The sequence below is a fragment of the Nocardia puris genome (assembly GCF_036051655.1).
Taxonomy (GTDB): domain Bacteria; phylum Actinomycetota; class Actinomycetes; order Mycobacteriales; family Mycobacteriaceae; genus Nocardia; species Nocardia puris.
Genome location: NZ_CP107943.1, coordinates 2,326,204 through 2,340,413 on the forward strand (window position 1 = coordinate 2,326,204; position 14,210 = coordinate 2,340,413).

A 14,210-nucleotide genomic window follows, 5' to 3' on the forward strand; every position below is an offset into this window, starting at 1 on the left:
ATTACAGCACGATGCCGTGTTATCAACAAGACTTCTTTCTGAAACTGCGCCGACTATCGTCGTGGCATGACCCGCAGCAACTCTGCCGCGCGGCCCGCTCCGGCACCGGCGCGCCGCCGGATCCGCGGCCTCGACGCCGAGCAGCGCAGCGCCCAGCGGCGCAGCCAGCTCCTTGCCGCGGCCACCGAACTGTTTGCCGAGCAAAGCTATTCGGGCACCTCGATCGAGCAGATCTGCCAGCGCGCCTACGTCGGCACGAAGGGGTTCTACGACCACTTCGACAGCAAGGAGGCGTGCTACGTCGCCCTGCTGGGGCAGATCACCGCGCAGATCCAGCAACGGGTCGCCGAAGTGGCGGCCGAGAGCGCGGGCAAGGAGTGGCCCGAGCTCGCGGCGACCGTGGTCGAGGCGTTCGTGCACGCCATCGCGGACGATCCGCGCCTGGCCAAGGTGACCTTCGGCGAGGCGGGCGGCATCTCTCCCGCGGTGGAGCGGCAGCGCCGCGAGAACCGGCGCTGGGCCGCGGCGTTCCTGGACGCGCAGTGGTCACCGGGCCCCGCCCCCGACGAGCGCGCCGCGCGCCGGCGCCTCGCCCTCGCGCTGGCCACCATCGGCGGCATGTTCGAACTCGTCGCGGACTGGTTGCACCACCACGACGACGGTGGCGACCGCGACAGCGTGGAGACGCTCATCGCGGACCTGACGGAATTCGTGCAGGTGGTGCAGGCGGGCCGCGAGTCGCGCTGAGCGGAGTTCAGGTTTCCGATTGCGGCTGCGGCGGGATCCAGCCCGCCGGAAGGATGCGCCCGCGCACTTCGCCGAGACCGATGCGGGTGCCGCCTGTTCCCGGGGCGGTGGCGGTGATGACCACCTCGTCGCCGTCCTCGAGGAATGTCCGCGGCGCACCGTTCAGATCGACGGGTTCCGTTCCGCCCCTGGTCAATTCGATGAACGAGCCGAGTTGGTCGCGGCCGGGGCCGGAGATGGTGCCCGAGGCGAACAGGTCGCCGGTGCGGGTGGCCGCGCCGTTGACGGTGAGGTGGGCCAGCATCTGCGCCGGTGACCAGTACATCCGGCGGTAGGGCGGGTGGGCGACGGTGACGCCGTCCCAGTCGACGCGCAGGTCGATGTCGAGACCCCACGGCTCGGCGGCCGTGAGGTAGGGCAGTGGCGGCGGGGACTGCTCCGGCAGCGGGACGCGCGCGGCGTCCAGCGCGTCCAGCGGCGTGATCCAGGCCGACATCGAGGTGGCGAAGGATTTGCCCAGGAAGGGGCCGAGCGGCTGGTACTCCCAGGCTTGGATATCGCGCGCCGACCAGTCGTTGACCAGGGCGACGCCGAACACGTGCTCCGCGAAGTCGTCCACCCCGATCGGGACGCCGAGCGTGGAACCGGCGCCCACCACGAAACCGAGCTCGGCTTCGATGTCCAGGCGCCGCGACGGACCGAATTCCGGTGTCCCGGAAGGTGTTGCGCGCTGCCCCTGCGGCCGGATGATCTCGGTGCCCGACACCACGACGGTGCCCGAGCGCCCGTGGTAGCCGACGGGCAGGTGCCGCCAATTCGGCAGCAGCGGTTCGGCGTCCGGGCGGAACAGACGGCCGAGATTGGTGGCGTGATCGATGCTGGCGTAGAAGTCGACATAGTCGCCGATCCGGATCGGGAGCCCGAGCAGCACATCGCTCAGCGCATGCACCGCGGCTGCCGGGATTTCGCCGTCGACCAGAGCGCGCAGCCGCTCGCGTACTTCGCGCCAGCGCGTAGGGCCTTGCGCGAGAAAGGGATTCAGTGTGGGCGCGGCGAACATCGGATCGTCCAGCGCCACCGCGAGATCGAGGACGTAATCCCCGTAACGCGCACCGCAGCGGGCTGTTCCGCCGCGCGGCGCGAACACCCCGTACGGCAGGTTGTCCGCCCCGAAGGGCGAGTCCGGCGCCACCTCCGGGCGCGTCACCGCGGCCCCCGGCCCGACCACGTCCACGCGTACTCGGGATCCTCGCAGGCCAGCGCGCCCTCGCCGAGTTCCAGCGGGCGGAAGGTGTCCACCATGACCGCGAGCTCGTCGAAGAACTCCGCGCCGATGCTGCGCTCGTAGGCGCCGGGCTGCGGGCCGTGCGCGTAGCCGCCCGGATGCACCGACACCGAACCCTGCCCGATCCCGGAACCCTTGCGCGCCTCGTAGTTTCCGCCGCAGTAGAACATGATCTCGTCGGAATCGACGTTCGAGTGGTAGTACGGCACCGGGATGGACAGCGGGTGGTAGTCCACCTTGCGTGGCACGAAATCGCACACCACGAAGTTGCCGCCCTCGAACACCTGGTGCACGGGCGGCGGCTGGTGCACGCGGCCCGTGATCGGCTCGAAGTCGGCGATATTGAAAGTGAACGGGTACAGGCAGCCGTCCCAGCCCACCACGTCGAAGGGATGGGTGGCGTAGATCAACTCGGTGCCCACGACCTGTCCGCCCGGCCGGTGCTTCACCAGCACCGGCACGTCGGTGCCGCTGTCGAGCAAGGGCTCGTCCGGTCCGTGCAGGTCGCGCTCGCAGTAGGGCGAATTCTCCAGCAGCTGCCCGAATCTCGACAGGTAGCGTTTGGGCGGCGTGATGTGGCTGGCGGCCTCGATCGCATACGCGCGCAACGGATCCGGGCCCTCGGGGAGCCAGCGATGGGTGGTGGCACGCGGAATCAGCACGTGATCGCCCTGGCGGGCGGGGATCGCACCGAACACGGTCTCCACCGTCGCGGCGCCGGATTCGACATACACCAGCTCGTCGCCGATCGCGTTGCGGTACAACGGGGAAACGCCGCTCGCCGCCACGTAGGAGATGCGCACGTCTGCGTTGCCGAGCAGCAGACGGCGGCCGGTCACCAGGTCCGAGCGCGCGGCGACCTCGGGCGGGAACAGGTCGTGCAGGCGCAGATGGCGATGTCGCAGTGGATGATTCGGCGTCGTGGACTGGTCGGGCGGCTCCCAGACCCGGGAGTCCACGATGGCGGGCGGCAGTCCGCGGTGGTACAGCAGCGAGGAGTCGCCGGAGAAGCCCTCCTCGCCCATCAGCTCCTCGTAGCAGAGCGCGCCGTCCGGATCGCGATGCTGGGTGTGCCGTTTCGGCGGCACGGCACCCACGCGCCGGTAGAACGTCATCGTCGCACCTCCCGCCAGGACACCGGTCGGATCTCGCCACCCATGGTAGTGAGCGGGGTGGATCGATGATCGGAAATCGCTGCGGCGACGGGAGAAAGATTGACGCTGAGATGCGCACTGGGGAGTCGAATCAGCGGCTGCGAGTCCCGAGGGCCGAATAATTGCCGGATCGCTCAGGTTTCCGCGCGGGCGGGAAGGCCGGCGGCTCTGCCCGTCCACGGTCGCCGCCATCGGCGGCGCACGCCGGCGTTGGGTTCGGCGGTGTCCGGGCTGCCGCGCCTCAGGCGTTGCGCAGCGCCCGGTACACCGCCGCGCCCACGAACGCGCCCAGCGTCTGCGGCGTCCAGTCGCCCTCGTCGGCCAGCAGGGAGCGCACCGCGCCCTCGCCCGCCGACACCCACTGCTCCACCAGCACCGGCAGCTTGCGTTCGGCGTCCTCGGTGCCCCAGGCGCGCAAGGTGGGCCGCAGCAATTCGGTGCAGCGCCGCACCGCCAGCGCGCGCCCGCGCCCGAACGAACCGGCGACGGCCGGATCGGGGTTGCCGTAGAGCAGCCGCCACGAATCCGGCCGCTTGGCCGCGATCTGGAGCAGCGCCTGGAAGCCCTCCACGAACACCGACTCGCCCGCGTCCACCGCGCGCTTCGGCGTGGCCTCGAACAGGCCGCGCACCAGGTAGTCCTCTTCGCGGGCGAGCAGCGCCTGGATGAGTTCGACGCGGTCGGCGAAGCACGCGTACACCACGGGGCGGGTGACGTTCATGCGCTCGGCCACCGCGGCGATGGTGACCGCCGCGACGCCGTGCTCCACGGCGATGGCCAGCGCGGTGTCGAGCACCTGCGGGCGGCGGCGCTCCGGACCTAGATGGGCCGCGCGCCGACGCGAACGGACGGCGTGCTCGGAACCCATAACCACCAACATAGCTGGCTGGTCCGCCTCTCCGCGTATAAGGCGGCTGCGTCAGGAGTTGGGGTGACTCGAGCTGCCGTCTCTCGGTGGAGCGGGTTGGGTCAGCCCGTACCCGACGAGTTACCCATGTTCTCGCTGGATCCGTTGTCGCGTTCAGGTTCCTACATTGATGAATAATAATGCTACATTTGTGAAGGAAAATGCCCCGAACGGACGCCGTGGCCGAGCGTCACGGCCGAGGAGTCACCGATGACCGCGACCCTGTTCAACCCGAAGACCTGCGATTTCGCCGAGTTCGACGAGTCGACCCGGCGCATTCTGCGCGCCACCGTCGACTGGTTCGAGACGCGCGGCAAAGCGGCGCTCAAGCGGGATGACCGGGATCGCGTCTGGTACGCCGAGTTCCTCGACTTCGTCAAGCGTGAGCGGGTCTTCGCGACCTTCCTGACCCCGGCCGCGCTGGCCGACGGCGACCCGGACAAGCGCTGGGACACCGCGCGCATCGCGAAGATGAGCGAGGTGCTCGGCTTCTACGGGATGTCGTATTGGTACGTCTGGCAGGTCACCATCCTCGGGCTCGGCCCGATCTGGCAGAGCGAGAACGAGGCCGCCAAACGCAAGGCCGCGGCGCTGCTCGACTCCGGGGAGATCTTCGCGTTCGGTCTGTCCGAGCGCGAGCACGGCGCCGACGTGTACTCCACCGATATGGTCCTCACACCGCGCCGGGGCGGCGGCTTCACCGCCGACGGCGGCAAGTACTACATCGGCAACGGCAACCTGGCCGCGATGGTCTCGGTGTTCGGCCGCCGCGCCGACAAGCCGATCATCGACAGCGCCAAAGCGCTGGAAAGCAAACCGACGCAGGAGGATTACGAGGGGTATCTGTTCTTCGTCGCGGACAGCTCGCACAAGAACTACAAGCTCCGCAAGAACGTGGTCGACAGCCAGATGTACGTGGCCGCTTTCGATCTGGAGAAGTACCCGGTGGCCGAGGAGGACGTGCTGCACCGGGGCGAGGCCGCCTTCCACGCCGCGATGAACACGGTGAACGTCGGCAAGTTCAACCTCGGCTTCGGCGCCATCGGCGCCTGCGAGCACGCCTTCTACGAGGCGATCAATCACGCCGACAATCGAATCCTGTTCGGGCACAAGGTGACCGAGTTCCCGCAGGTGCGCTCGCTGCTCACCGACTCCTACGCGCGGCTGATCGGGATGAAGCTCTACAGCGAGCGGGCCGTCGACTACATGCGGTCGGCCTCGCCGCGGGACCGGCGCTACCTGTTGTTCAACGCCATCGAGAAGATGACGGTGACGCGGCAGGGGCAGCGCATCGTCGAGGACCTGGCCGACGTGATCGCCGCGCGCGGGTTCGAGAACGACATGTACTTCCCCATGGCGATTCTCGGGCTGTTCGGGCTCCCGCGCTTGGAGGGCACGGTGCACGTGAACATGGCGCTGTCGCTGAAGTTCATGGCCAACTACATGTTCCACCCCGCCGACGCCGGACTGGTCGCGCTGCGCGCGCTGCCGACGGCCACACCCAAGGGCGCGGTGCGCGCGGCCGCGACGGCGCTGAGCTGGGCCAGCCGCAAGGCGGTGCCGCGCGCGGGCGGCGCGGTGCCCAAGCTGCACTCGGAACTCGCTGCGGCGCGGTATGTTCCGGTGCCCACGCGCCGGGACGCGGCCGACGACGAGTTCCTGTTCCGGCAGGGACCCAGCGCCGGGCTCGGGCGCATCCGGTTCGCCGACTGGCGGCCGGTGTTCGAGAAGTTCGCGCATGTGCCGAACGTGGCGATCTTCCTGGAGCAGGCGCTCGCCTTCCAGTCGCTGCTGGTGGCGGCGGAGCCGACCGCGACCCAGCAGCGTGACGTGGACTTCCTGTTCGTGCTCGGCGAGTTGTTCACCGCGATCCCGTACGCGCAGCTCATCCTGGAGCAGGCCGCGCTCGATGGCACCGATCCGGCCGTGCTGGACCAGCTCTTCGACAACTTCGTGCGGGACTTCTCCCGGCACGCGCTCACCCTGCACGGCAAGCCCGCCGCGACGAAGGCGCAGCAGGTCAGGGCGCTGGACCTGGTGCGCAGGCCCGCCGCCGACGCCGAACGGTTCGCCCTGGTGTTCGGCGCGGCGCGCGCCAACGCCGGCGCCTACGAGATGAACCCCTGAGACGGACCGACGGTCGAGCAAAGGAGCAGACCATGACGGACACCGCGCGCCCCCAGTTCGCCGCGCCCGCGCGCACCATCCGGGAAGTCGACTACGGCTTCTTCGGGCCGGACTCTCCGACATGGAAGGTGTGGACCGCGCCGACCGCCGTGATCGGGTTCCAGCGGTCGGTCGTGCTCGAGCACTTCGATCCGGATCTCACCGCCGCGGTGGCCGATGTCCACGGCATCTACCGCGATCCGCGAGGACGTCTCGACCACACCTTCGCCTACTTCCTCATCGCCGCCGTCGCCGACAGCCGCATGGCGATCGAGGCGTCGGAGCACCTGATGACGGTGCACGCGAAGGCCACGGGGATCGAGCCGATCACCGGAAAGCGCTACAGCGCCAACAATCCCGCTTCGCAGCTGTGGATCCACGTCACCGGGTGGCACTCGGTGCTCAAGTGCTACGAGATGTACGGGCCGGGGCCGCTGACGCCCGAGGAGGAGGACCGGTACTGGGCCGAATGCGTGATCGCGGCCGAGTTGCAGACCTGCAAAGCCGCCGACGTGCCGCGCTCGCGCGCCGAGGTGCGCGAGTACTTCGCCGAGGCGCGTCCCCGCCTGTGCACCTCCGAACGCGCCCACCAGGGCATGCACTACCTGCTGCACACCCCGCGCGACCGCGGTGTGAAGCTGTGGGCGGGAAGCCGATTGGTCGCCCCCGCCGCCATCGCCACCCTCCCGAAGTGGATGCGCGTCACCGGCGGATTCGACCACCCGGCCTTCGTCGACAAGGGCTACCGCCCGCTGGTCCGCACGGCGGTCAAGGCCCTGCACAACGAGTCGGCCAAACTCGCCGTCCTCGGAAACTTCCTGGGCCCCATGACCGCCCGCCTCTACCGCGAACACCTCGCGGCGGACGTCCCGCGCAACCCTGTGACCGTCACCCCCGCCGAAGCCCGCACCCGCTACGGCCGCGCCGCCCGCGGCACCGCCTCGACGGGCTGATCCGGTCGCCGACCGGTCAGTCGGCGAGACCGCGGACCCCCGGTGCGCGGTCTCCTCCGTTTCTCAGGAAAGGTCTGCGGGGAGGGCGAATTCGGTGATCACCGGGGCGTGGTCGCTGGCGCCCTTGCCTTTTCGTTCCTCGCGGTCGACCAGGGCGTCGGTGGCCGTGGCGGCCAGGGCGGGGGAGGCGAGGACGAAATCGATGCGCATGCCCTCTTTGCGGGGGAAGCGGAGCTGGGTGTAGTCCCAATAGGTGTAGACGCCGGGGCCGGGGGCGAAGGGGCGCATGACGTCGGCGAAGCCGGTGTCGAGTACGGCGGTGAAGGCGTCGCGCTCCGGCTGGGAAGTGTGGGTCTTGCCTTCGAAGAACGATACCGACCAGACGTCGTCGTCGGTGGGGGCGATGTTCCAGTCGCCGACCAGGGCGATCTTCGCCTCCGGCTCGGCGGCCAGCCACGCGGCGGCGTTGTCCCGCAGCGCCGCGAGCCATTCCAGTTTGTAGGTGTAGTGCGGGTCGTCCAGCGCGCGGCCGTTGGGCACGTACAGGCTCCACACCCGCACCCCGCCGCAGGTGGCGCCCAATGCGCGGGACTCGACAACCGGTGTGCTGAGCAGGGATTCGCCCGCGTCCTTGTCGAAACCGGGCTGGTTCGGGAACGCGAGTTCCACGTCGGCCAGGCCCACGCGGGAGGCGATGGCCACGCCGTTCCACTGGTTCACGCCCAGGTGCGCCACCTCGTACCCGAGTTCCTCGAAACGCTCGAAGGGGAACTGGTCGTCGCGGCACTTGGTTTCCTGCAGGGCGAGCACATCGATGTCCTGGCGGTCCAGGAAGGCCGCCACCCGGTCCAGCCGGGAGCGGATCGAATTGACGTTCCAGGTCGCCAAGCGCACGAGATGCCTTTCGCAGTGGGTGGGTGATGTCTATTGTCCGCCGGTGCCGGGCACCGCGTAGCGGTAGGAGTGGTGCTCCACGAAACCTAGCTCGCGATACAGCGCCAGCGCCGCCGCGTTCCCCGCCTCCACCTGCACGTACGCGTGCGTGGCGCCGCGCTCGTGACCCCAGCGGATCAGCTCGGCGCAGATCAGCGCGGCCAGGCCACGCCTGCGGTGCTCGGCCGCCACCGCCACACACGTCAGGCCCACCCAGTGCCGCCCGTCGGTGGCCACCGTGTGCGCGCCGCGCCCGATCGCGATCGGCTGCGGCAGGCCGAGCGTGGCGAAGGTGACATTCCCGTCGCGCACGGCGGTGAGCACCTCGACGACGGGCTCGCGCGAGGTGTGGGTGGCCGGGTCCTCGCCGCGATACCGGTGCATCCGCAACCACTCGGCGCTGGGCTCGGGGGCGAAGCGCACCATCGAAGGGCCTTGCGGCAGAACGAAGTTCTCGATGTCCAGGCCGAGGACGAGCGTCTCGTTCCAGGTGTTCCACCCGGGCGGCGCCGACGCGAGCCGGTCGGGCAGCAGCAGCGTCGCGGGCAGCCCGCGCTCGGCGTACCACGCGACGATCCGGTCCAGCGTGTCGGCGGTGAGCGCGGCGGGTTGTCCCGAGATCCCCAGCGGTACAGCAGAATTAGCTCGCTGCGTGTAATCGTATCCGCCACGCGCGAACCAGCCGTCGATCCACGCGTGCTCCACCCCCGGCCAGCCGTCGGCCGCGGCCGATTCCAGCGCCCGGATCTCGCGCGTGCGAATCGGCCTGGGCCCCAGCGCTTTCAACGCCACCACCTGATCCGGCGCGACCGACACGACGGTGCCGTCGGCTGCGCGCACGGTCGGCGGGTCGGTGGCCAGCAGCTCGCCGATCACATCCGTCAGCGGTTGGGGATAGCCGGCGGGCAGCCGGTAGCGCATGACGACGCGGCGGCCGAGCGGGATCTGCGGGTGCGCGGGCTCAGTCGTCATGCCCGAACGGGTCGGGGACGGTGCCGGGCACCCAGCTCAGCCCCGGCGTGCCCCAGCCGTTGCGCTTGATGGCCTTCTTCGCGGCGCGGGCGTTGCGGCCGATCAGCATGTCCACGTACAGGAACCCGTCCAGGTGTCCCACCTCGTGCTGGAGCATCCTGGCGAAGAAACCCTTGCCCTCGATATCCACCGGCTCGCCGTGCTCGTCGGTGCCGGTGACGCGCGCCCACTCGGCGCGACCGGTCGGGAACTGCTCGCCGGGCACCGACAGACAGCCCTCTTCGTCGTCGTCGGGGTCGGGCATGGTCTCGGGCAGCGCGGAGGTCTCCAGCACCGGGTTGATCACCGCCCCGCGCCTGCGCACCGCCACGCCGTCGCCACCGATATCGGGGCAGTCGTAGACGAACAGCCGCTTGCCGACGCCGACCTGGTTGGCCGCCAGCCCGACGCCGTTGGCGGCGTCCAGCGTCTCGTACATGTCCGCGATGAGCCCGGCCAGCTCCTCCGGGGTCTCGGTGACCGGAGCGGTCGGGTTGTGCAACACGGGATCACCGACGATGACGATGGGGAGGATGGCCATGGGCACGAATCCTACCTGCGGGTACACAACACGCCGGGGTGAAGGGGGAGCAACCCCGCCGCCGCGTGGTTCAATGATCCGCGACGTACAAGCACCATTTTTCGTCTGGTGGCAACTCGGCGAGGGAGCAAGATGGACGGCGCAGCGGCTCGGAACCTTTCCGCGATCCCCAACGGCCCCGCGAGCGAACACGACACGGCGGACGAGAGCGGCCTGAGCCGCCGCGAACTCGACATCCTGGCCTTCGAACGACAGTGGTGGAAGTACGCGGGGGCCAAAGAAGAAGCCATCCGGGAACTGTTCGGCATGTCGCCCACCCGGTACTACCAGGTGCTCAACGCGGTGGTGGACCGCCCCGAGGCGCTGGCCGCCGACCCGATGCTGGTGAAGCGCCTGCGCAGGCTGCGCGCCAGCAGGCAGAAGGCCAGGGCGGCACGGCGTCTCGGTTTCCAGGTATGACGGCGATCGATCCCGGCGTGACACGGGCGCGAGAGCCCGGTGTGGGACTAGGGTCGATGGCGTGAGCTACCCCAATCCCACCTCCGGCGGGCCGCCGCTGCGCGCGCTGGCGATGGTGTTGATCGCGCTGGCCATCGTGTTCGCCGGACTCGGGGCGATGTCGCTGTCGAGTTCGGACTCCGAGGCGGCGCCCGGCGAGGAGACCACGGCCGCGCCGCAGGCCACCTCGCAGACCACGGCGGCCCCCGCCACGACGACGGCCGCGCCCACCACCACCGATGAGCCCACCACGACCACGGCGGCGCCGACCACCACCACCACGACGACCACGACCACCGAGGCCGCCGCCGATCGCGCGGTGCCGGTGCGGGTGCTGAACAACAGTCTGGTGGCGGGCCTGGCCCAGCGCACCGCGAACCAGCTGACCGCCTCGGGCTGGACCAACGTGACCGCGGGCAACTACGCGGGCGAGAATCTGGCGAGAACGACTGTGTACTACGGGAATTCACCCGGGGAGCGGGAAGCGGCGGTGGCTATCGCCGAGGAAATCGGCGCGGTGGCCGAACCGAAGACGTCAGGGCTGGCGAGCGGCGCCCCGGGCGTCGTGGTGATCTTGACGGGCAACTGAGAGCCACGCCTCGTGCGGCCAACCCATGCGCGGCGCGACACGGCGGCCGTGGCATCATCTTGTCCGGTAACGAACGTGTCCACCCAGCTTTACTCGTAAACTCGGTACTCGTAAAGGAGTTCTCCGATGGCCCCGTCCACAACTCGTCGCCCGTCCTGGTTGACTGTGACCCCGGCGCTTGCGATCGCGGTCCTCGGCCTCGCTGCCTGCACGAACAGTCAGGAGTCGAGTGACGTCCAGGGTACGACGCCGCCGGTGTGGACCGGTGCCCCCGAACCCGCCCACGGCGACGGCGACGGGCACGGGCACGGCGACGAGGGCGGCCATTCGTCCTCCTCCGACGCCAAGCGGGTGGACGTGAAGGACGCGGGGGGCAACACGGTCGCCACCGCCGATATCGCCGCCGAGGGCGGGCACCTCGTCATCACCGTCGAAGCCACCGGCCTGCGCCCCGGCTTCCACGGCCTGCACTTCCACCAGGTGGGCAGGTGTGAGACCAACTCGGTGGCCCCGACCGGCGGCGCGCCGGGCGACTTCCTGTCCGCGGGCGGCCACCTGCAGGTCGGCGGCGCCTCCGGCCACCCGGCCAGCGGTGATCTGACCTCGCTGCAGATCCGCGAGGACGGCCGCGGCAAGCTGGTCACCACCACCGACAAGGTCACCCTGGACGACCTCACCGACCGCGCGCTGATCATCCACGCGGGCGCCGACAACTTCGCCAACATCCCGGACCGGTACACCCATGGCGAAGGCGCTACGGGGCCGGATGAAACCACTCTCGCGACAGGTGACGCGGGCGGCCGCGTCGCCTGCGGCGTGATCCAGTAGACGAGGCAGGCGCAGATGGGCGGGGCTATCCAGCATGTTCCTTTTCCAGGATCGCCTCGGCCGACGATCGGCATCGAATGGGAGATCGCGCTCGTCGACAAGGTGACGCGCGACCTGTCGAACACCGCCTCGGCGGTGTTCGACGCCGTCGGTGACGTGCGCGCCTGGGACGGCACCCCGCAGCTCACCAAGGAACTGCTGCGCAACACCGTCGAGATCGTCACCGGTGTGCACGACACGGTCGGTGCCGCGGTGGACGATCTGCGCGCCACCATGGATACGGTGCGCCGCGCCGCGGACCCGCTCGGCGTGGACCTGTTCTGCGCGGGCACCCATCCGTTCGCGCAGTGGTCGGCCCAGCAGCTCACCCGCTCCGAGCATTACGACGAACTGATCGAGCGCACTCAGTGGTGGGGCCGCCAGATGATGATCTGGGGCGTGCACGTGCACGTCGGAGTCTCGCACCGGGAGAAGGTCTTTCCGATCCTGAACTCGCTGCTCTCCGCGTATCCGCACCTGCTGGCGCTGTCGGCCTCCTCGCCGATGTGGGCGGGCACCGACACCGGCTACGCGAGCAACCGCACGCTCATGTTCCAGCAGCTGCCCACGGCCGGGCTGCCGTTCCAGTTCGAGAATTGGCGCCAGTTCGAGCTTTTCGTGCACGACCAGCTGAAAACCGGTGTGTTCGAACAACTCGGCGGGATGCACTGGGACATCCGGCCCGCCCCGAAGTGGGGCACCATCGAAATCCGCGTCTGCGACGGGATCTCGACCCAGCGCGAACTCGCGGCGCTCGCGGCGTTCATCCACTGTCTCGTGGTGGATCTGGACCGGCGCGTGGAGGCGGGCGAACAACTCGACGTGCTGCCGCCCTGGCACGTACAGGAAAACAAGTGGCGCGCCGCACGTTACGGCTTGGATGCGATCGTCATCACAGACGCGGCCAGCAACGAGCGGTTGGTGACCGACGACCTGAACGACCTCCTGAACCGGCTCGAGCCCACCGCGAAGCGACTCGGCTGCGCCGACGAGCTCGCAGCTGTCGCCGAGATTCCCCAGCGTGGGGCCTCCTACCAGCGTCAGCGCAAGGTGGCGGCCGCCGCCCAGGGCGATCTGGTCGCGGTGGTGGACGCACTGGTCGAAGAGCTCAACCAGTAGCGCCTTTCGGTCGCCGGCCGTTCACAGCGCCGGATGACCCTCGTAATCTCCCGTTTACTATGGTCGGGTGCTTGTCGAAGACCCGAATTCCGATGTGGGAAGTGCGGTGCGGCGGTGGGGGATACCGCCGGCGCGGCTCCTGCTGACGATCGCGGTCGCCGCGGTGCCCGTCCTGCTGATCGGCTTACAGGTCGTGGCCGTCCGGCAAGGTTTCGAAGGCCCGCTGGCGAGCCTGTGGCGCGACTACGCGGGCACCCCGAAATCCATGTCCGTGCCGTGGGCCGGATTCCTGCTCGCGTTGGTGGGTATCACCGCGCGGTGCAGGCTCGTCGCCGTCGGACTGGCCGTCGGCATCGATGCGGTGTTCGCCGGGGCGCGGCTGCTGGCCGGTGGGCCGTTCGCCGTCGGCAACGGTCCCACCCTGGTGCTCACCGGACTCGCGGTCGTCGCGTGGTGGCGGTGGACCGGCGTCGAGCGCCGCAACGCGCTGCACGCCGCCGCCCTGGGCGCGCTGCTGATCCTGGCCACCAAGGTCGGCGACGTGTGGTTGCACATCACCGTCATCAGTCAGCCGGATGTGCTCGACGAGTACCTGTTGCTGGCCGACCACGCGCTCGGCGATCCCTCGTGGGTGCTCGGCCGGGTGATCGACACGCTCGGGCCGGTCGTGTACGCGGTGCTGCACTGGGTGTACATCGAGCTGCCGGTGGCGGCGATCGTCGTGGCGGCCTGGCAGCTGCGGCGAGTGGCCGATTCCGGACGCTGGCCGAGCCACTACCTGGTGCGGACGTTCCTGGTGCTCGGCCTGGTCGGCCCGCTGGTGTACGTGTTCTTCCCCGTGGTGGGCCCGATGTTCGCGTTCGGCGCCGACGGGCAGGGCTTCCAGATCGGCAACTACTGGCCCGACGCGCTGCCGCCGCTGGACCGCAACCCCGCGCCGCTGCCGTTCGACGAATACACCCCCCGCAACTGCATGCCGTCCATGCATACGGCGTGGGCGCTGTCGGTGTTCCTGCACACCCGCCGTGCCCCGGACGGTTCACCCGCGCCGCGCTGGTTGCGTTGGGGCGGCACGTTCTGGCTGGTGTGCACGGTGACCGCCACCCTCGGGTTCGGCTACCACTACGGTGTCGACCTGATCGCGGGCGCGGTTCTCTGCCTGACGGTGGAGTCGGCGCTGCGCGATCCGGAGCGCGGCTGGGGCTGGTTCCGCATCCGGCTGGTCGCGGGCGGCGCGCTGCTGTTCGTCGGCCTGCTGCTGTGTTACCGATACCTGGCGGTGCCGATGGCGGAGTACGCGGTCCCGGCGGGCACCGTACTGCTCGCCATGCTGGCGGGTATGGCGGCCGCCTTCCACGCGACGTGGTTCGTGGAGCGGACCGTGGCGGCGCCCGTCGAGAAGGCGTCCCTGTCGACCCGTTCCTGAGAACGCCACTCGGA

General features: G+C 69.7%; 14 protein-coding genes. 8 read left to right on the forward strand and 6 right to left on the reverse strand.

Going from position 1 to position 14,210, the window contains the following annotated elements:
• Positions 1-66: 66 nt before the first annotated feature.
• Entirely contained in the window at positions 67-747 is a 681-nt protein-coding gene (locus OHB21_RS10380; RefSeq protein WP_067511421.1) for a TetR/AcrR family transcriptional regulator, read from the forward strand.
• A gap of 7 nt (positions 748-754) precedes the next feature.
• On the opposite strand, the gene fahA is transcribed toward OHB21_RS10380, so the two are convergent.
• The 3 genes from fahA to OHB21_RS10395 form a co-directional block, all read right to left on the reverse strand.
• Positions 755-1,954, reverse strand: coding sequence for a fumarylacetoacetase (gene fahA / locus OHB21_RS10385; protein WP_067511443.1), 1,200 nt, complete (start codon positions 1,952-1,954; stop codon positions 755-757).
• Positions 1,951-3,147 carry a homogentisate 1,2-dioxygenase gene (locus OHB21_RS10390; RefSeq protein WP_067511420.1) on the reverse strand — a complete coding sequence of 399 codons (1,197 nt, stop codon included), beginning with the start codon at positions 3,145-3,147 and terminating at the stop codon, positions 1,951-1,953. Before OHB21_RS10390 ends, fahA begins: the two co-directional genes overlap by 4 nt.
• A gap of 280 nt (positions 3,148-3,427) precedes the next feature.
• Entirely contained in the window at positions 3,428-4,054 is a 627-nt protein-coding gene (locus OHB21_RS10395) for a TetR/AcrR family transcriptional regulator (protein ID WP_067511419.1), read from the reverse strand.
• A gap of 249 nt (positions 4,055-4,303) precedes the next feature.
• On the opposite strand from OHB21_RS10395, the gene OHB21_RS10400 reads away from it, so the two are divergent.
• Entirely contained in the window at positions 4,304-6,220 is a 1,917-nt protein-coding gene (locus OHB21_RS10400; protein ID WP_067511418.1) for an acyl-CoA dehydrogenase family protein, read from the forward strand.
• Positions 6,221-6,252: 32 nt separating this feature from the next.
• Positions 6,253-7,212 (forward strand): oxygenase MpaB family protein, encoded by a 960-nt coding sequence (locus OHB21_RS10405; RefSeq protein WP_067511417.1) that lies wholly within the window; start codon positions 6,253-6,255, stop codon positions 7,210-7,212.
• A 63-nt stretch (positions 7,213-7,275) separates the two neighbouring features.
• Here OHB21_RS10405 and OHB21_RS10410 read toward each other — a convergent pair whose 3' ends face one another.
• The 3 genes from OHB21_RS10410 to OHB21_RS10420 are packed head-to-tail and all read right to left on the reverse strand — an operon-like array spanning position 7,276 to position 9,697.
• Positions 7,276-8,106, reverse strand: a complete 831-nt coding sequence (locus OHB21_RS10410; protein WP_067511416.1) for an exodeoxyribonuclease III — start codon at positions 8,104-8,106, stop codon at positions 7,276-7,278.
• Between the two features lie 30 nt (positions 8,107-8,136).
• The gene (locus tag OHB21_RS10415; protein ID WP_067511415.1) at positions 8,137-9,117 is read right to left on the reverse strand and encodes an N-acetylglutamate synthase, CG3035 family; all 981 of its coding nucleotides are present in this window, start codon (positions 9,115-9,117) and stop codon (positions 8,137-8,139) included.
• Complete coding sequence (locus tag OHB21_RS10420; RefSeq protein WP_067511414.1) at positions 9,107-9,697, reverse strand: peptide deformylase; 591 nt, start codon at positions 9,695-9,697, stop codon at positions 9,107-9,109. Before OHB21_RS10420 ends, OHB21_RS10415 begins: the two co-directional genes overlap by 11 nt.
• A 132-nt stretch (positions 9,698-9,829) precedes the next feature.
• Here OHB21_RS10420 and OHB21_RS10425 point away from each other — a divergent pair, with 132 nt between their 5' ends.
• The 5 genes from OHB21_RS10425 to OHB21_RS10445 all read left to right on the forward strand — a co-directional run bounded on the left by OHB21_RS10425 (position 9,830) and on the right by OHB21_RS10445 (position 14,196).
• Positions 9,830-10,156: a DUF3263 domain-containing protein gene (locus OHB21_RS10425; protein ID WP_067511413.1), complete on the forward strand. Its 327-nt coding sequence runs from the start codon at positions 9,830-9,832 to the stop codon at positions 10,154-10,156.
• A gap of 61 nt (positions 10,157-10,217) precedes the next feature.
• Complete coding sequence (locus tag OHB21_RS10430) at positions 10,218-10,784, forward strand: LytR C-terminal domain-containing protein (RefSeq protein ID WP_067511412.1); 567 nt, start codon at positions 10,218-10,220, stop codon at positions 10,782-10,784.
• Between the two features lie 126 nt (positions 10,785-10,910).
• Positions 10,911-11,612 (forward strand): superoxide dismutase[Cu-Zn], encoded by a 702-nt coding sequence (sodC, locus tag OHB21_RS10435; protein WP_067511411.1) that lies wholly within the window; start codon positions 10,911-10,913, stop codon positions 11,610-11,612.
• A gap of 15 nt (positions 11,613-11,627) precedes the next feature.
• Complete coding sequence (locus OHB21_RS10440) at positions 11,628-12,770, forward strand: glutamate--cysteine ligase (protein ID WP_067511410.1); 1,143 nt, start codon at positions 11,628-11,630, stop codon at positions 12,768-12,770.
• A 106-nt stretch (positions 12,771-12,876) separates the two neighbouring features.
• Positions 12,877-14,196 carry a phosphatase PAP2 family protein gene (locus tag OHB21_RS10445; protein ID WP_407675235.1) on the forward strand — a complete coding sequence of 440 codons (1,320 nt, stop codon included), beginning with the start codon at positions 12,877-12,879 and terminating at the stop codon, positions 14,194-14,196.
• Positions 14,197-14,210: the final 14 nt, after the last annotated feature.